This is a genomic window from Pseudomonas berkeleyensis (assembly GCF_014109765.1).
Lineage (GTDB): Bacteria > Pseudomonadota > Gammaproteobacteria > Pseudomonadales > Pseudomonadaceae > Aquipseudomonas > Aquipseudomonas berkeleyensis.
Genome location: NZ_CP059139.1, coordinates 4,557,618 through 4,573,054, shown reverse-complemented (window position 1 = coordinate 4,573,054; position 15,437 = coordinate 4,557,618). Strand labels below are relative to the sequence as shown.

Annotated in this window: 18 protein-coding genes; 6 read left to right on the top strand and 12 right to left on the bottom strand. The window is 64.0% G+C overall.

Going from position 1 to position 15,437, the window contains the following annotated elements:
• The first annotated feature begins 39 nt into the window (after positions 1-39).
• Positions 40-609 (top strand): pseudouridine synthase, encoded by a 570-nt coding sequence (locus HS968_RS21170; RefSeq protein ID WP_182371667.1) that lies wholly within the window; start codon positions 40-42, stop codon positions 607-609.
• A gap of 218 nt (positions 610-827) precedes the next feature.
• Here HS968_RS21170 and HS968_RS21165 read toward each other — a convergent pair whose 3' ends face one another.
• From HS968_RS21165 to HS968_RS21145, 5 genes are all read right to left on the bottom strand, one after another.
• Positions 828-1,220, bottom strand: coding sequence for a globin domain-containing protein (locus HS968_RS21165; RefSeq protein WP_182368562.1), 393 nt, complete (start codon positions 1,218-1,220; stop codon positions 828-830).
• A 79-nt stretch (positions 1,221-1,299) separates the two neighbouring features.
• The gene (locus HS968_RS21160) at positions 1,300-1,518 is read right to left on the bottom strand and encodes a DUF2788 domain-containing protein (RefSeq protein ID WP_003240295.1); all 219 of its coding nucleotides are present in this window, start codon (positions 1,516-1,518) and stop codon (positions 1,300-1,302) included.
• A gap of 90 nt (positions 1,519-1,608) precedes the next feature.
• A complete protein-coding gene (locus HS968_RS21155; protein ID WP_004424680.1) occupies positions 1,609-2,088 on the bottom strand; it encodes an Lrp/AsnC family transcriptional regulator in 480 nt (159 codons plus the stop codon).
• A 374-nt stretch (positions 2,089-2,462) separates the two neighbouring features.
• Complete coding sequence (locus HS968_RS21150) at positions 2,463-3,344, bottom strand: cation diffusion facilitator family transporter (RefSeq protein WP_182368561.1); 882 nt, start codon at positions 3,342-3,344, stop codon at positions 2,463-2,465.
• A gap of 4 nt (positions 3,345-3,348) precedes the next feature.
• Complete coding sequence (locus tag HS968_RS21145) at positions 3,349-3,768, bottom strand: polyribonucleotide nucleotidyltransferase (protein ID WP_182368560.1); 420 nt, start codon at positions 3,766-3,768, stop codon at positions 3,349-3,351.
• A gap of 148 nt (positions 3,769-3,916) precedes the next feature.
• Here HS968_RS21145 and hrpB point away from each other — a divergent pair, with 148 nt between their 5' ends.
• Both hrpB and HS968_RS21135 read left to right on the top strand, forming a co-directional pair.
• Complete coding sequence (hrpB, locus tag HS968_RS21140; RefSeq protein ID WP_182368558.1) at positions 3,917-6,451, top strand: ATP-dependent helicase HrpB; 2,535 nt, start codon at positions 3,917-3,919, stop codon at positions 6,449-6,451.
• Positions 6,452-6,458: 7 nt separating this feature from the next.
• Positions 6,459-7,265 carry a TlpA family protein disulfide reductase gene (locus tag HS968_RS21135; RefSeq protein ID WP_182368557.1) on the top strand — a complete coding sequence of 269 codons (807 nt, stop codon included), beginning with the start codon at positions 6,459-6,461 and terminating at the stop codon, positions 7,263-7,265.
• 4 nt (positions 7,266-7,269) lie between these two features.
• Here the strand turns inward: HS968_RS21135 and HS968_RS21130 are convergent, their stop codons facing one another.
• Together HS968_RS21130 and HS968_RS21125 are read right to left on the bottom strand one after the other, a co-directional pair.
• Positions 7,270-8,004 carry a substrate-binding periplasmic protein gene (locus HS968_RS21130; protein ID WP_182368556.1) on the bottom strand — a complete coding sequence of 245 codons (735 nt, stop codon included), beginning with the start codon at positions 8,002-8,004 and terminating at the stop codon, positions 7,270-7,272.
• Positions 8,005-8,097: 93 nt separating this feature from the next.
• Positions 8,098-9,189 (bottom strand): endonuclease/exonuclease/phosphatase family protein, encoded by a 1,092-nt coding sequence (locus HS968_RS21125; protein ID WP_119694555.1) that lies wholly within the window; start codon positions 9,187-9,189, stop codon positions 8,098-8,100.
• A 203-nt stretch (positions 9,190-9,392) separates the two neighbouring features.
• Here HS968_RS21125 and HS968_RS21120 point away from each other — a divergent pair, with 203 nt between their 5' ends.
• Positions 9,393-10,136 (top strand): substrate-binding periplasmic protein, encoded by a 744-nt coding sequence (locus HS968_RS21120; protein WP_182368555.1) that lies wholly within the window; start codon positions 9,393-9,395, stop codon positions 10,134-10,136.
• 7 nt (positions 10,137-10,143) lie between these two features.
• Here HS968_RS21120 and HS968_RS21115 read toward each other — a convergent pair whose 3' ends face one another.
• The 3 genes from HS968_RS21115 to HS968_RS21105 form a co-directional block, all read right to left on the bottom strand.
• On the bottom strand, positions 10,144-10,581 hold the full coding sequence (locus HS968_RS21115; protein WP_182368554.1) for a VOC family protein: 438 nt from the start codon (positions 10,579-10,581) through the stop codon (positions 10,144-10,146).
• Between the two features lie 58 nt (positions 10,582-10,639).
• On the bottom strand, positions 10,640-11,305 hold the full coding sequence (locus HS968_RS21110; RefSeq protein WP_182368552.1) for a YciC family protein: 666 nt from the start codon (positions 11,303-11,305) through the stop codon (positions 10,640-10,642).
• Positions 11,306-11,368: 63 nt separating this feature from the next.
• On the bottom strand, positions 11,369-11,854 hold the full coding sequence (locus tag HS968_RS21105) for a YbaK/EbsC family protein (protein ID WP_182368551.1): 486 nt from the start codon (positions 11,852-11,854) through the stop codon (positions 11,369-11,371).
• A 103-nt stretch (positions 11,855-11,957) separates the two neighbouring features.
• Here HS968_RS21105 and HS968_RS21100 point away from each other — a divergent pair, with 103 nt between their 5' ends.
• Together HS968_RS21100 and HS968_RS21095 are read left to right on the top strand one after the other, a co-directional pair.
• Positions 11,958-12,437, top strand: coding sequence for a LabA-like NYN domain-containing protein (locus tag HS968_RS21100; RefSeq protein WP_179622523.1), 480 nt, complete (start codon positions 11,958-11,960; stop codon positions 12,435-12,437).
• Positions 12,438-12,444: 7 nt separating this feature from the next.
• The gene (locus HS968_RS21095; protein ID WP_182368550.1) at positions 12,445-13,041 is read left to right on the top strand and encodes a 3'-5' exonuclease; all 597 of its coding nucleotides are present in this window, start codon (positions 12,445-12,447) and stop codon (positions 13,039-13,041) included.
• Positions 13,042-13,342: 301 nt separating this feature from the next.
• Here the strand turns inward: HS968_RS21095 and HS968_RS21090 are convergent, their stop codons facing one another.
• Both HS968_RS21090 and HS968_RS21085 read right to left on the bottom strand, forming a co-directional pair.
• Complete coding sequence (locus HS968_RS21090) at positions 13,343-13,660, bottom strand: hypothetical protein (RefSeq protein WP_182368549.1); 318 nt, start codon at positions 13,658-13,660, stop codon at positions 13,343-13,345.
• A gap of 146 nt (positions 13,661-13,806) precedes the next feature.
• On the bottom strand, positions 13,807-15,390 hold the full coding sequence (locus tag HS968_RS21085) for a peptide chain release factor 3 (protein WP_106737077.1): 1,584 nt from the start codon (positions 15,388-15,390) through the stop codon (positions 13,807-13,809).
• Between the last annotated feature and the right edge of the window lie 47 nt (positions 15,391-15,437).

Below are 15,437 nucleotides of genomic sequence, written 5' to 3'. Positions count from 1 at the left end.
CGTCTTCCCGCCAATCGCCGTCCTGCCGCCCCACGCCGCGTGGCCAAGGCGCCGCCCGCGCAGCCGCGCCTGCTGATCCTGAACAAGCCGTTCGACGTGCTTACTCAGTTCAACGATGAGCAGGGGCGCGCCACCCTCAAGGATTTCGTCGAGGTGCCTGGCGTCTACCCGGCCGGGCGTCTGGATCGTGACAGCGAAGGCTTGCTGCTGCTGACCAACGATGGTCGTCTGCAGGCGCGTATCGCCGACCCAAAACACAAGTTGCCGAAGACCTATTGGGTGCAGGTGGAAGGCGAACCGAGCGAGGCGCAATTGCAGCAGTTGCGTGAGGGGGTGACGCTCAATGACGGCCCAACCCTGCCGGCCGAGGCGCGGCGGCTGGACGAGCCCGAGCTGTGGGAACGCAACCCGCCGGTACGCTTTCGCAAGAGCGTGCCGACGGCCTGGCTGGAGTTGGTGATCCGTGAGGGGCGCAACCGTCAGGTACGGCGCATGACTGCCGCTGTCGGCTTGCCAACCTTGCGCCTGGTGCGCGTGGCCATCGGCCCCTGGCGGCTGGACGGCTTGCAGCCCGGGCAATGGCGTGAGGTTCCGGCGTTATTGCCATAGGGCGCGTCATTGCAGGCGCAGTTGGTGCGCACGGCGCACCCTACGGCCGGCGGTGTCCCTGTAGGGCGCGCCGCGCGCACCAGGGGCATGCCGATTGTTCCCGTGTCGTCGCTGGGCGGGTATAGGTGGAGAACGGCGGCGGCCGCAGTGATCAGTAAGGTGCACCGCGCAGCGGACGTTTTGTCGCAGCACCGAGGCGCTGGCGAACATGACCTGGATCAATAACCGGCCTTGATCACGGCGATACCTTTGTTCAGCACTTCACGCCAGGCCTGGCGCACATCGGCATCACATTCCTTGTCGTGTTCGCCGATGGTCAGCAGCAGCGCGTCGAGCCACAGGTCGTACAGCTCGGGACGAATGTCCAGGTGATGACGCGAGTGTGATTCGCCAAGGGCGCGCAGCTTGGTGTCGGGCATGCCGCGGGCGTGCATCACCAGGTTGAGGATGCCCTGACGCAGCAGCTGCTTCTGCGCGCTCATGTCGGTGTCGACGAACTTCTCGCGAATCAGCGGCGAGCTGGCGAGGAAGTGGCGGTAGAAACTGTCGAAGAAATCCGGGCTGGCGCAGCAGCGTCCATAGCTCTGCATCACCAGATTGGCGGCGCTCATGTGTCACTCCTTGAGTGGGCTGCAGGCCGCGTTTGCGGCGGCCTGGTATCGATCGGAGGTATCGCGTCGGCTGGTCGGATCAGCCGTGAATGCCGCGCGCGGTCTCGATGATGTAGGTGATGATCGGCTTGGCGAGGAAGGCGAACAGGCACAGGCCCAGGCCAAGGAACAGGATGGCGGTGCCAAGGCGGCCAGCCTTGGACTTCTTCGCAAGATCCCAGATGATGAAGAACATGAACAGCATCAGGCCGCCCACCAGGACGTACATCATCAGGGCTTCAAATTGTTCGGTTTCCATGCTGCCTCGTGATTCGGACGGAAAACGCAAGGCTGGAATTATACGCGCCCTGACTTAGAGCGCGGCATGATCCACTTCACCCTGCGACTTTCAGTCGCGCAGGTGCTGCAACGGTAACTGCGTACTGGAGAGAATCTGCTGCAGCACGAAGCTCGAACGTACGCTGGAAACGCCGTCGATACGGGTCAGCGTGCCCAGCAGCAGCTTCTGGTAATGATCCATGTCCGGCACCACCACCTTGAGCTGGTAGTCGGCGTCCATCCCGGTGACCAGGCAGCATTCCAGCACTTCCGGGCATTTGCGAATCTCGTCCTGAAAGTGCTCGAAGCGTTCCGGTGTGTGGCGATCCATACCGATCAGCACGTAGGCGGTCAGGCTCAGACCAAGCTTCTTGCGGTCGAGCAGCGCCACCTGGCCGGTGATGTAGCCGTCGTCTTCCAACTGCTTGACCCGGCGCGAGCAAGGTGAAGGCGACAGGCCGATGCGTTCGGCAAGCTCCTGGTTGGACAGGGCAGCGTTGCGCTGCAATTCGGCGAGAATGTTCAGGTCATAACGGTCGAGTTTGTCCATTTTTTAACTGGCTCATCATTTGATTGCGATAAATAGTGCTCCTTTGGCGGTAAATTGCGCAATTGGTAATTTTGTAAGCAATATTAGCAATCTTATTTCGGTGTGGCAGGCGTAAGCTTTCTCTCAGTTTCACGGCCCGGACGACAAGTCCTACCGGCTTCGCCCAACCAGGTGAGTCGGCGCCGACGATCCTACCGGATCGCACCGGCACCCGGGTCCGCACTGCCCAACCAGGCGGGCGACGAAAGCGGCGACAACACCGCCAGCACCGGACAGATTTCCCGAGGGGGCCGCAAGGCCCCTTTTTTCATGCCTGAAATTTGTGCGCGCAACGGGCGGGTGCGACTTTCGGAGAGGGAGGCCTAGCCTTGGCGTCAGTGCTGAACAATTTCCTGCGGGTCGGCGTGCACCAGCACTTCGGCTCGCGGGTAGTGTTCATGAATCGCTTTCTCCACCGCCACGCAGTGGTTGTGCGCCTCTGACAGGCTCATCTCGCCGGGTAGCTCCAGGTGCAGCTGGACGAACCAGCGTGTGCCGGAAATGCGCGTGCGCAGGTCGTGGGAGCCGAGCACGCCGGGTACGGCGTTGGCCAGGTCGTACATGTGCTGCGAGGTTTCGCTGGGCAGTTCCTCGTCCATCAGTACGGCGATTGAGCCGCGCACGATGCTGATGGCGCTCCAGAAGATGTAGAAGGCGATGCCGATGGCGAAGATCGCGTCCATCTGCTGCCAACCGAAGCGCGTCAGCAACAGGGCGAGAAGGATGCTGCTGTTGAGCAGGATGTCGGAGCGGTAATGCAGCGAGTCCGCGTGGATGGCGGTAGAGCCGGTTTCGCGCACCACCTTGCGTTGAAAGGCCAGCAGCACGATGGTCAGCGCCAGCGACAACAGCATGACCGCGATACCGACGCCTTCGGCCTCCAGCGGCTGCGGCGACTGCAGGCGTTCGATGCCCTGCAGGCCGATGAGAATGGCGCTGACGCCGATGAACAGCGCCTGGCCCAGCCCGGCCAGGGCTTCGGCCTTGCCGTGGCCGTAACGGTGATCTTCGTCCGCAGGCCGCAGGGCGAAATGCACGGCGATCAGGTTGATCAGCGAGGCTGCACTATCGAGCAACGAGTCGGTGAGGCCGGCCAGCAAACTGACCGAGCCGCTCAACCACCAGGCAATGGCCTTGGCCAGCACCAGGGTCAGAGCGACTGCCAACGCTGCCCGGGTAGCCAGGCGCATCAGCCTGGCGTGCTGCGGGTTGTGCATCGGCTCAGGCTGCCGGACGCAGGCCGTAGGCGGCCAGTTGCTCGGCGTTGCCGCTGTGCTGGATCAGGCGCGGATCGTTCAGCGGCAACTGGTGGCCGGTGCTGGTTTCGATCAGGGTCTTGAGCGCGTATTGGTCGACCTTGCCGTCTTCGCCGATCAGCTTCTGCAGCTGTTGTGGGTCGACCTGAGCGGTCTGGCCTTCGGGCAGATAGATGGCGCCAGTGGCGAAGTCCACGGCGAAGGCGATCAGGCCTGGAATCACGTAGAACAGGATACCGATGGCGTTGGCCCCGGCGATCACAGGGTCGATTCGGCCCTCGATCTGGCCACGGCGATCCGGGTAGAAGATCGAGCCACACGCGGTGAGTTGAGCAAGCAGGGCAGCGGCGACAACGCCGGCGATGACACGGGATTTCGTGCGCATGAGCACCTCCTGAAAGAGTGGCGCAACTATAGCAGTTCGCCATTGCAAAGCCGCTAGTGGACGGCGGTTGTCAATAAGACCGGCGGCGGCGCTGGCGGTTCGCCGCATTGCGGCTGCTCTATAATCGCCGGCTTGCTGTGGAGAAATGATGAACACCCTGCCGATCGATTCGCTTCTGCCTGATTTGCGCGATGCCCTGAGCGCCCGCCACGAAGTGGTGCTGGAGGCGCCGCCAGGCGCTGGCAAGACCACCCGCGTACCGCTGGCGCTGCTCGATGCGCCGTGGCTGGCGGGGCAAACCATCCTCATGCTCGAGCCGCGCCGCCTGGCGGCCCGTGCCGCGGCCGAACGCCTGGCTAGCGAGCTGGGCGAGCGGGTGGGAGAGACGGTCGGCTATCGCATTCGCCTGGACAGCAAGGTCGGGCCGAATACGCGCATCGAGGTGGTTACCGAAGGCATCCTGGCCCGCCGCCTGCAGGACGACCCGGCGCTGGATGGTGTTGGCCTGGTGATCTTCGACGAATTCCACGAGCGCAGCCTGGATGCCGACCTGGCCCTGGCGCTGACGCTCAATGGCCGCGCCATGTTCCGTGCGGCGGACAGTGGTGAAACGCCGCTCAAGGTGCTGCTGATGTCGGCCACCCTGGAGGGCGAGCGCCTATCAGCACTGCTTGGCGAGGCGCCGGTGCTGCGCAGCGAAGGGCGCATGTACCCCGTGGATATCCGCTGGGGCGCACCGTTTCAGCCGGGCGAATGGATCGAGCCGCGCGTGGTGCAGACGGTGCAACAGGCGTTGGCCGACGAGCCCGGCAGCCTGCTGGTGTTCCTGCCGGGCCAGGCCGAGATTCGCCGCGTGGCCGAGCAACTGGGCGAGGTGCTGGTCGGTCGCGACGACATCTTGCTCTGCCCGCTGCATGGTGAGCTGGAACTGTCCGCCCAGCGCGCCGCCATCGAGCCAGCCCCGGCAGGCAAGCGCAAGGTGGTGCTGGCCACCAATATCGCCGAGACCAGCCTGACCATCGACGGTGTGCGTGTGGTGGTCGATGCCGGCCTGGCGCGGGTGCCGCGCTTCGACCCGGCCAGCGGCATGACGCGACTCGACACGCAGCGCATTTCCCGCGCTTCGGCCACCCAGCGTGCTGGGCGTGCTGGTCGCCTGGAGCCGGGCGCCTGCTACCGCTTGTGGTCGCAAGCGCAGCACGAGCAGCTCAGTGCCTATTCCAGCGCGGAAATCCTTCAGGCCGACCTGTCTGGGCTGGCCCTGCAACTGCTGCGTTGGGGCGTGACGCCGCAGGAACTGAGCTGGCTCGATGTGCCACCACCGGCAGCCTATGCCCAGGCGCTGGATCTGCTCGGTCGCCTCGGTGCGCTGGACGAGCGCGGCGCGCTCAATGCCCATGGCCAGGCCATGGCCGAGCTGCCGAGCCACCCGCGCATCGCCCATCTGCTGCTGCGCGGTCAGGCGCTGGGCCTGGGGGCGCTGGCGTGCGACCTGGCGGCGCTGCTGTCGGAGCGCGACATAATGCGCGGTGGTGGCGCTGACCTGCACAGTCGCCTGGCGTTGCTTGGCGGCGAAAGCCGTGTCGGCCGCAACGCGATGGGCGGCGTACAGCGTGCGCGGCAACTGGCCAAGCAATTCCAGGGGTTACTTAGGGGGCGGGCGGTGAGTGAGATGGTGAATGACCCCGAACATCCACGTTGGCTTGGTTGCCTGCTGGCCTTCGCCTACCCGGATCGCATCGCCCAGCAGCGTCGCGCTGGTGGTGCCGACTACCGCCTGGCTAATGGTCGCGCCGCGCAGTTCGGCGAGGCCGATGCCCTGATGAAGCATGAATGGCTGGTGGTGGCCGACCTGGGCAGCCGCCAGGGCCAGCGTGAAGAGCGTATCTATCTGGCTGCCGATCTCGATCCGGCGCTATTCGCAGGCGAGCTGGCCGAGCAGGTGCAGACGCTGGAGGTGCTCGACTGGGACGAGCGTGAGGGCGTGCTGCGCGCCGAGCGCCAGCGCAAGGTCGGCGAACTGGTGCTGGAGCGTCAGGCATTGGCCACACTGGACGAGCAGGCACGTTGCCGCGCCCTGGTCGGGCTGGTGCGGCGCAAGGGACTGGAGCTGCTGCCCTGGACGCCCGAGTTGCGCCAATGGCAGGCGCGCGTGGCGCTGTTGCGTGGACTGGACATGCAGCAACAGGGGCAGAGCGACTGGCCGGACTTGTCGGATGCCGCGCTGCTGGCCAGCCTCGATCAGTGGTTGACGCCATATCTGGGTAAGGTCAATCGCCTCAGCCATTTCGCAGGCCTCGATCTGCCGTCGATCCTGCAGACGCTGCTGCCCTGGCCTTTGCCGCAACGTCTCGACGAGCTGGCGCCGCGCGCACTGAGCGTGCCGTCCGGCTCACGCATTGCCATCGACTACACGGAAAACCCGCCGGTGCTCGCCGTGCGCCTGCAGGAGCTGTTCGGCCTGGCCGCCACGCCGCGCATCGCCGGTGGCCGCCTCGGCCTCAAGCTGCACCTGCTGTCACCCGCGCGCAGGCCGGTGCAGGTTACGCAGGATCTGGCCAGCTTCTGGGCCAATACCTACCTGGAGGTGAAGAAGGATCTCAAGGGGCGCTACCCGAAGCACTATTGGCCGGATGACCCGTTGATCGCCGAGCCCACTGCGCGGGCCAAACCGAGGAAATGAACGGACGATGCTGACTCTGGATATTGGCCCCCTGGCCCTTGGCGTTTCCCATGTGCTGCTGTTCGGCAGCCTGCTGCTGGCCACACTGGTTGGCTGGTTGATCGGCCGCCGGCATGGCTGCAATCCGGAGCGGCAGCTGTTTCGCATGTTGCTGCTGGCGCTGGTGGTCGCGCGGCTGGCGTTCGTGCTGGTGTATGCCGAGTACTACCGTGACGAGCCGTGGCGGGTGGTGGATATACGCGATGGCGGCTTCATCGCCTGGCCAGGCGTTCTCGCCGGATTGATGCTGGGTGCCTGGTACATCTGGCGCCAGATACCGCTGCGTCGACCCCTGGGCATTGCGATGAGCGTCGGTCTGGCGCTGTGGTTGGGCGGTAGCTTGCTGCTGCAGGTGTTGGAGCAGGGCACGCGGCTTCCCGACCTGCAGGTTCAGGACGCCCAGGGGCGCACGGTGAACCTGCGCGATTACGCTGGCCAGCCACTGGTGGTGAACCTCTGGGCCACCTGGTGTCCGCCGTGCCGGCGCGAGATGCCGGTGCTGATGCAGGCTCAGCAGCGTGAGGCAGGTGTGACCTTCCTGTTCATCAATCAGGGCGAGAGTGCGGAGTGGGTAGCCGACTTCCTGGCCAAGCAGAACCTGGCGTTGGACAACCTGCTGCTCGATGGTTCGGTGCAACTGGGGCAGATGGTCGGCTCGCGGGCCTTGCCTACCACGCTGTTCTACGACGCCGAAGGGCGTCAGGTCGGCAGCCACCTGGGCGAGTTGTCACACGCCAGCCTGGAGCGTGCGCTGGCGGCGTTACGGCCGGAGTGAGGCGTCAATACAGCCACAGATCCTCGCCGGCGTCCTTGAGCTGTTGATAGACGCGATCCAGGTCGTCACGCAGGCGTTCGGCGTTGGGGGCGTGGCGGGAGAAGATCAGCCGCAGTGGCAGGCGCTGCACTTCGACGAACGGCAGATCGCCCATGGCCAAGGCTCGTTTGGCCTGTTCGACAGGCGCTTGATAGTCCAGCAGGTAGTCACCGCGTCGACGCTCCAGCATCTCCAGCGCCGAGGTATGGCTAGAGGTGCGATGACGGGTGATCTGGCGGGCCGGGTCTTCCAGCCACTGATTGACGTCCTGCCAATAGCTGTAACCGGTGATCAGGATCACTCCACGCCCGTGCAGATCGTCCGGCAGGCGCGGTGGTGGAGTGTCGGGGCGGAAGTACAGGTTGAGGGTGATTTCGCCCAGCAGGTGGCGGCCTTCCAGGGTGTGCTCGGCCAGCTCAGTCTTGCCGGGGGCGCCGGGCCATATCTGCACGCTGCCATCCTGCAGGCCGCTGTACAGGCGGGCACCGGGGTAGGAGCGAAACTCGACCTGGTAGCCGGCCTGTTCCAGCAGGCGCGCCGTCAGCTCCAGACCAGAACCGCTGGGTTGGCCCTGGGCGTCCGTATAGGAATAGGGGGGGAATTCGTAATAGCCGACATGAATGCGCTGCCTGGCCTCGGTCGTGTGAGCAACGGGCAGCCATAGCAGGGTGATGAGTATCAGGCAGAAGCGTTTTGGCATCCGGGTATCGCGGCTCTTCGCCGTCTTGTCGTTATTGGGTCGTGCCCTTCGAGCATGGACAAGTCCTGGCGGGCTTGTCCAGTTCGTCTGCGCTTATTCGTGGCTGGGCAGGAAGAAGCGGCCGATGACCGGCAGGTGGTCGGAAATGCCCTGCGTGTCGTGCTGGCGCACCTGGCTGGCGAGCGGGGTGAGGCGCGGGCTGTAGAAGAGGTAGTCGAGAGTGCGATCCGGGCCTTTGGCGGCGGGGTCGTTGGGGTAGTGGGTGTACCAGTCTGCCTGTCGCGCGCCGCTCGATTGCTGCAGGCTGGGAATCATCGGATAGCGCCGGGCCAGATCCTGCAGCTCGCTGTCGGAGGCATACCAGCCACGCTGATCCTCGGGCAGGTGCTGGAACTGACCGGGCGGCAGCAGGTTGAGGTCGCCGCCCAGTACCCACGGTGTTCCTGCGCTCTGCAATTGCTGCAGCAGGCCGTCGGTCATGGCCACCTGGCGCTGCATGGTGTCATCGCCCTGGGCGAAGGCATCGAAGTGGGTATTGATCATGACCAGTTCGCCGCTGCCACGGATCGGCAGGTAACTGATCAGCAAGGCGCGTTTGAGCTGAAACTGGCGGCTCAGCGGGTCGCTGCCGGGAGTCGGCAACTGCACCCGCTCGGCGCGGGCGATCTGGAAGCGGCTGAGGGTGCCCAGCTTCATGCCAACGCTGCCGAGAATGCGTGGGTGTGGCACGAAACCGGCTTTCCAGTAGAAGGCCTGGCTGGCGCAGGGGTAAAGGTCGGCCAGGCGTTCCTGCAGCAGCGCCAGTTGATCCTGGTAGTCGCTGGCCCTGGCGCCGTCATGCAGTTCCTGCAGCAGTACCACGTCGGGCTGCTCGTCACGCAGGACGCGCACCACTTCATCGAGCGTGGTCGCCAGGTCTTCGCGGCTGGGGCGTTCGTCCGGGCCATCGCCGCCAGGTAAGTCGTACCAGAACACGTAGCGCTTGCCTGCCAGGTACTGCACGTTCCAGGTCATCACTTTCAAGGCCTGGCCCGGTTGCAGCTTGGCGGTCTGGGCGTTGCAGCTCAGCGCTGCGTCCTCACGCGCGGCCGGGCGCCAGGTCAGCGTGTAGAGCAGGATGAGAAGAATGCCGAACAGCACCGCGAGGGTGAGCAGGAACAGGCGCAGCGGACGGGGCAGGGACATGGCGACGCGGGCGACTATGCTGGGAGGAGGCGAGGATACCCCAGTGCGTTGCATCGGCCCAGGCATGTTGAGCGCCAGTTCCCAGAGGTTCGCGGCGCCTGGGGACAGTCCCGAAGTGCTGAAGTACCATGCCGCAATACGCGAAAAGCAAGGTGTTCCTGTCGTGTGGTGGCTCGGTAAACCATGAGGTTCTGGAGAGTCTGATGCGTGTCTGGCTGTTGATCCTACTGGTGCTTGCGCCATTGTGCCGGGCCGGCGAAAGCGAGCCGCTGAAGGTGATGACGGATCTGTGGCCGCCGTTTCGCATGGCGGACGAGGGCGACCAGCTGCGCGGGCTGGATATCGATCTGTTGAATGAGTTGTCGCGTCGTACCGGCATCCATTTCGATGTGCAGCGTGCGCCCTGGGCGCGTGGTTTGGCGGCGTTGGATCAGGGCACGGCCGATTTGATGACCGGCCTGGCGAAAACGCCGGATCGCGAGCGTTACATCCATTACCTGGACATGCCGTATTACGCGTGCTCGCCACGTTTCTACGCCAGCCCTGCGGTGGCGGTGCGCTTGAATGACTACTCGACATTGCGCGGGCTGCGCATCGGCTATGTGCTGGAGTCGGTTTACTTCCAGCCGTTCGATGGCGATGAGCAACTGGACAAGGTCGGCGTGAGCAACGAAAGCCAGTTGCTGGAAATGTTGGCGCGCGGCCGTATCGATGCCCTGGTGGGAACCGATTGCCAGGTCGACTATGCCTTGCTCGATCCCGAACTGGCGGGGCACATCGTCAAGGCCGCCTATCAGCCGGATGCCCGCACCGAGCTCTATATCGGTTTCTCGCGCAAGCGCCTGGCGCGCATGCCGCAGCTGGCTGCTGCCATCGAGAATCTGCGGCGCGAGGGCTGGATTGCTCGCGCAGCCCTGCGCTACCAGGCGGTGGTGGCGGGTCAGTAGTGACGCGCTACGAGTGATTGTGTGGTTCGCTGTACAGCGCTTGTGCCAGCGCCATATCCCAGTAAGTGGCCTCGACCTTGTGGCCATCCAGATCACGCACGAAGCAGCCGTAATAGGGCTCGCCATAGTCCAGGCGTGGGCCGGGTTGGCCTTCGTCGCTCGCCCCAGCTTCGAGAGCAGCCTGATGGAAGGCGTGTACCGAGGCCTTGTCCGGTGCGACGAAGCCAAAGTGGCTGCCATTGCCCAGGGTCGCGGGCTGGCCGTTGATCGGGGTTTGTACCCAGAACTCCGGGTATTCGCGGCCGAACGCCACAGCGCCGGGGTAACGTATGATTTCCTTGCAGCCCAGCGTTGCCAAGACCTTGGCATAGAAGGCGCTGGCCTCCTCGAAACGATTGGTACCGATGGACACGTGAGACAGGATGCTCGGGTTGTAGTCGCTCATTGCACTCATTCCTCGTTTGCCGAAGAGGCAAGCCTAGCAGTTGCTTTCCAGTGGCCTGTCAGTCGTCACCACGATTGTGCGCTGCCTGTGGCGCAAGCAGCATGAACAGGCGAAACAGCACCACGATGGCAAACAGCTGGATGAAACCATTGCCGGCCTGATGCAGCACCCAGAGCAGGGTGTCGCTCTGTTTTGGCAGCGTCCACCAGTCCAGCAGCCAGAGTGGCAGCAGTACGTTGATCAGGCAGGTGAACACCGGCCAGAAACGCCCTTTGGTCAGTGCGAAGCTGCTCTGCAGTGCGCGCAGGGGTGGTTCCTGCTGCAGCACCAGGATCAGCTCCGAGAACGCCAGGCGAATCATGATCCAGATCCCCGGCACGATCAGCAGTGACAGCCCGAGCATGATCGCCAGCGTGCTCAGGCCGACCATCAGGGCGAAGGCAGGCCACAGTTGCAGGCCGGCTGCGAACAGCTGGCCGTTGCCAGGCGTCTGCCCATTGCTGCGCGCATGCAGGAAGAGAATCAGCGGCGCGGCGTACAGGGGATAGAACAGCACGCCGAGCAATATGGCGTAGGCCGGGTTGGCGCCCTCGCCGAGCTGCGCCGCCAGCAATGCCTGGCAGATGGCTTCGAGCAGCAATAGCGGCAGGCACAGGCGGGCGATTGCAGGCAGGTTGTGACTGAAGAAAAACCAGGCGTCGCGCAGGACGGACAAAGGACTCATCGGCAGGCTACCAGGTATCGAGGCGTGGGCTCTGATGGCCGCCCGCCAGGGTGATTGAAAGGTTCAAGGGTACTCCAGCTGCGGGTTGGGCAGGGCCGCGAGCAGGCGTGGCAAATGAGCGCCCGCGACCTCCAGCGTCAACTGCGGTGGGCCGGGCGAGTAGAGCAGGAAATCGCAGGCGAGCACGGCGCGGTCTATCAGCAGGCTGATTCGCGTGTCATGACCGAATGGGCAGGCGCACATCGGTACGCAGCCGGTGAGTTCGGTCAGCTCTTCGTCACTGGCGATGCGTGGGCGGCTGCCGAGCAGCTGTTTGAGGCGTGCCCAGTCGGCACGGGCACCTTCGACGCTGACCAGCATGGCGTAGCGTTGCTCGCCGATACGCAGGAACAGGCTCTTGCTCTCCACGCCACGCAGGGCGAAGCGCTGGCGCACGGCATGTGCGGTCGGGTAGTCCAGTACCGGCTCGTGCTCGACCAGGCGATGGGCGATGTCCAGGCTCTGGAGCAGATCGAGATTGCGCTGGCAGAGGCGCTCTAGAGGTGTCATGGCGGCAAGGATAGGGGCTGTGAATCAGCCGTGCCAGCCCCGGCGAGCACGCAGGCAGCTGGCTCTGGCATACTGGCGCGCTCAAAGCCCACGAGGACTCCCGGTGAAGAAGATCGCCGTATTCGCCGATGTGCAGAACCTCTATTACACGGTGCGCCAGGTCTATGGCTGCCACTTCGACTACAGCGTGCTGTGGGCCGAGGTCAGCCGCCGTGGCGTGATCGTCGAGGCCTACGCCTACGCGATCGATCGAGGGGATGCCAAGCAGCAGCAGTTCCAGCAGATCCTGCGCAAATTGGGTTTCACCGTGAAGCTCAAACCCTACATCCAGCGCAGCGACGGCTCGGCCAAGGGCGATTGGGACGTGGGCATCACCATCGATGTGCTCGATGCCGCGGCGCGGGTCGACGAGGTCGTGCTTGCGTCCGGCGATGGCGATTTCGATCTGCTGCTCGAGCGGGTGCGCAGCCAGGGTATCGAGGCGATTGCCTTCGGCGTGCCAGGGCTGACGGCGCAGTCGCTGATTCGCGCTGCCAGTTTGTACGTGCCCATCGAGGGCGATCTTCTGCTCCGTAATCATTGAGGCCCGCGTGGAATCCATCGCCGTCATCGACTTCGAAACCACAGGCGTCTCGCCGGATCAGGCCCGCGCGACCGAGATTGGCGTGGCGATCATCGAGGACGGTCGCATCGTCGACCGTTACCAGAGCCTGATGAACAGTGGCGCCTGGGTGCCGCCTTTCATCGAGCAACTCACCGGTATCAGCAATGCCATGCTGCGCAGTGCGCCGCCTTCGGATCAGGTAATGAACGAGGTGGCCGACTTCATCGGCGAGCGCCCAATGCTGGCGCACAACGCTGCGTTTGATCAGAAATTCTGGGATGCCGAACTGGCACGTATCCGCCGTCGTCGTTCACAGCCGTTCGCCTGTTCGCTGCTGCTGTCGCGCCGCCTGCTACCCGAGGCACCGAGCCACAAGCTGGGCGACCTCAACGCCTGGGCCGGCCTACCGGATACCGGTCGCGCTCACCGCGCCCTGGCCGATGCCGAGATGGCCGCCAACCTGACCCTGCACCTGCAGCGCCTGCTGCTCGAACGCCACGCCATCCGCGCCGGCCATGAATACCTGTGCGGCTTGCAGAAACTCTCGGCCGCCAAGGTGCGCGCGTTGCTGCGTGCCGTGTAGGGTGCGCTGCGCGCACCGCTTGGCCAAGATTAGGGCAACGTTGTAGCTGAGGGGTTATCCCTGGTGCGCACGGCGCACCCTACATATGGGGCGTGCGATTGAGTGCTCGTCCAGTCTGAGAGCGTGTTCAAAGTCTGCTGCGCGTCGGCCATGCAGCGTTGAAATCAAGCTGGAACGCCAGCCCGGTCAGAATGCTCATTTACAGCTCGTAAAGTCGAACGCGACTCCGAGCGTTCTTCGCTCGACTTCGCCTTGCCTTGCCTGGCTCTAGCTCGCGAGACTTTGAACAGGCTCTGAGGCGTCAGCAAGGACGAGCGTTTTTCTCGATGGTGCTGTTAGCGGCCGGCTGCACGCATACCGGCTCGTTGATCTGCTGAATCTGCGGATTCTTGTCACGAATGCTGCTGGTGAAGCTCTCGACGAAGCGTGAGGCCTGCTCCATGTCGTTGAAGCGTCGCGCGCCGCTCAGGCTGCCAGTGTAGGAGCCGTTGCTGGATGCATAGCACTGCGTGTAACCATCGCACTGCAGGGCGACCACCCAAACCGGTGAATTGACCAGTACACCTGCGTGAGCGATGCCGGCGGTGAGCAGCATGGACATAAGGAGGGTGATGCGCATATCGATAACTGCCTGCCGGGTAGGGTGCGCTGCGCGCACCGCGCATCGGAATGGGTTCGAGGCTCGTAGTGTAATTGCTGCTTTCTGGTGCGCACGGCGCACCCTACAACAGCTTGACCGCCCCGGTTGGCCGGGGCGTTACTGCATCAATGGTGCTCGCGGGTAGCGCGGAATTTGATATCCGGCCAGCGCTCTTCCATCAGGCTGAGGTTGACGCGGGTTGGGGCCAGGTAGGTGAGGTGGCCACCGCCGTCGACGGCGAGGTTCTCGTAGGCCTTGTCCTTGAACTCCTTGAGCTTCTTCTCGTCGCTGCATTCGATCCAGCGCGCCGACCAGACGTTGATCGCCTCGTAGGCGCATTCCACCTTGTATTCCTCCTTCAGGCGGCTGGCGACCACATCGAACTGCAGCACGCCGACTGCGCCGAGAATGATGTCGTTGTTGCGCTCGGGGAAGAACACCTGGGTCGCGCCTTCCTCGGCCAGCTCCTGTAGGCCCTGGCGCAGTTGCTTGGATTTCAACGGGTCTTTCAGGCGTACGCGGCGGAACAGCTCCGGCGCGAAGTGCGGGATACCGGTGAAGCCCAGCACTTCACCTTCGGTGAAGGTGTCGCCGATCTGGATGGTGCCGTGGTTGTGCAGGCCGATGATGTCGCCGGCGAAGGCTTCGTCCAGGTGCTCGCGCTCGCTGGAGAAGAAGGTCAGCGCGTCGGCGATCTTCAGATCCTTCTTGATGCGCACATGGCGCATCTTCATGCCTTTCTCGTAACGCCCGGAGCAGATGCGCATGAAGGCGATACGGTCGCGGTGCTTGGGATCCATGTTCGCCTGGATCTTGAACACGAAGCCGGAGAACTTCTCCTCGGTCGGTTCGACGTTACGCTCGTGCGCGGCGCGCGGCAGCGGACGCGGCGCCCAGTCGACCACGGCGTCGAGCACCTGATCGACGCCGAAGTTGCCCAGCGCGGTGCCGAAGAACACCGGAGTCATCTCGCCCTTGAGGAAGGCCTCGGCGTCGAATTCATGGCAGGCGCCTTGCACCAGTTCGAGCTGGTCGACGAAGTTGTCGTAGAGGTCGCCCAGGTGTGCGCGGGCTTCGTCCGAGTCGAGCTTGTCGATGATCTTAGCTTCGGTGCGCTCGTGGCCGTGACCCGGCGTGTAGACGATGATCTTGTCCTGCGACAGGTGGTACACACCCTTGAAGTCGCGGTAGCAGCCGATCGGCCAGGTGATGGGGGCGGCCTTGATGTTGAGTACTGCCTCGATCTCGTCGAGCAACTCGATGGGGTCGCGGATATCGCGGTCGAGCTTGTTGATGAAGCTGACGATGGGCGTATCACGCAGGCGGCAGACGTCCATCAGGGCGATGGTGCGTGGTTCGACACCCTTACCGCCGTCGAGCACCATCAGCGCACTGTCCACCGCGGTCAGGGTGCGGTAGGTGTCTTCGGAGAAGTCTTCGTGGCCGGGGGTGTCGAGCAGGTTGATCATGTGCTCGCGATAGGGGAACTGCATCACCGAGGTGGTGATGGAGATGCCGCGCTGTTTCTCCATTTCCATCCAGTCGGAAGTGGCATGGCGGTCGGATTTACGCGATTTCACCGTACCGGCGACCTCGATGGCCTTGCCCATCAGCAGCAGCTTTTCAGTGATGGTGGTCTTACCGGCGTCCGGGTGGGAAATGATGGCGAAGGTACGGCGCTTGGCGACTTCGGCGGCCTGGGTGGTCATGAATGCGTGCCTGGATTGAATCGTTGAGGGCACCTTGGTACCCGGAA

Excerpts from the sequence above, each read along its gene's own strand:
- HS968_RS21165 (WP_182368562.1), bottom strand. The coding sequence starts at position 1,220 with ATGAGCGCCGCCAATCTGGTGATGCAGAGCTATGGACGCTGCTGCGCC.
- HS968_RS21160 (WP_003240295.1), bottom strand. The coding sequence starts at position 1,518 with ATGGAAACCGAACAATTTGAAGCCCTGATGATGTACGTCCTGGTGGGC.
- HS968_RS21155 (WP_004424680.1), bottom strand. The coding sequence starts at position 2,088 with ATGGACAAACTCGACCGTTATGACCTGAACATTCTCGCCGAATTGCAG.
- HS968_RS21150 (WP_182368561.1), bottom strand. The coding sequence starts at position 3,344 with ATGCACAACCCGCAGCACGCCAGGCTGATGCGCCTGGCTACCCGGGCA.
- HS968_RS21145 (WP_182368560.1), bottom strand. The coding sequence starts at position 3,768 with ATGCGCACGAAATCCCGTGTCATCGCCGGCGTTGTCGCCGCTGCCCTG.
- hrpB (WP_182368558.1), top strand. The coding sequence starts at position 3,917 with ATGAACACCCTGCCGATCGATTCGCTTCTGCCTGATTTGCGCGATGCC.
- HS968_RS21135 (WP_182368557.1), top strand. The coding sequence starts at position 6,459 with ATGCTGACTCTGGATATTGGCCCCCTGGCCCTTGGCGTTTCCCATGTG.
- HS968_RS21130 (WP_182368556.1), bottom strand. The coding sequence starts at position 8,004 with ATGCCAAAACGCTTCTGCCTGATACTCATCACCCTGCTATGGCTGCCC.
- HS968_RS21125 (WP_119694555.1), bottom strand. The coding sequence starts at position 9,189 with ATGTCCCTGCCCCGTCCGCTGCGCCTGTTCCTGCTCACCCTCGCGGTG.
- HS968_RS21120 (WP_182368555.1), top strand. The coding sequence starts at position 9,393 with ATGCGTGTCTGGCTGTTGATCCTACTGGTGCTTGCGCCATTGTGCCGG.
- HS968_RS21115 (WP_182368554.1), bottom strand. The coding sequence starts at position 10,581 with ATGAGCGACTACAACCCGAGCATCCTGTCTCACGTGTCCATCGGTACC.
- HS968_RS21110 (WP_182368552.1), bottom strand. The coding sequence starts at position 11,305 with ATGAGTCCTTTGTCCGTCCTGCGCGACGCCTGGTTTTTCTTCAGTCAC.
- HS968_RS21105 (WP_182368551.1), bottom strand. The coding sequence starts at position 11,854 with ATGACACCTCTAGAGCGCCTCTGCCAGCGCAATCTCGATCTGCTCCAG.
- HS968_RS21090 (WP_182368549.1), bottom strand. The coding sequence starts at position 13,660 with ATGCGCATCACCCTCCTTATGTCCATGCTGCTCACCGCCGGCATCGCT.
- HS968_RS21085 (WP_106737077.1), bottom strand. The coding sequence starts at position 15,390 with ATGACCACCCAGGCCGCCGAAGTCGCCAAGCGCCGTACCTTCGCCATC.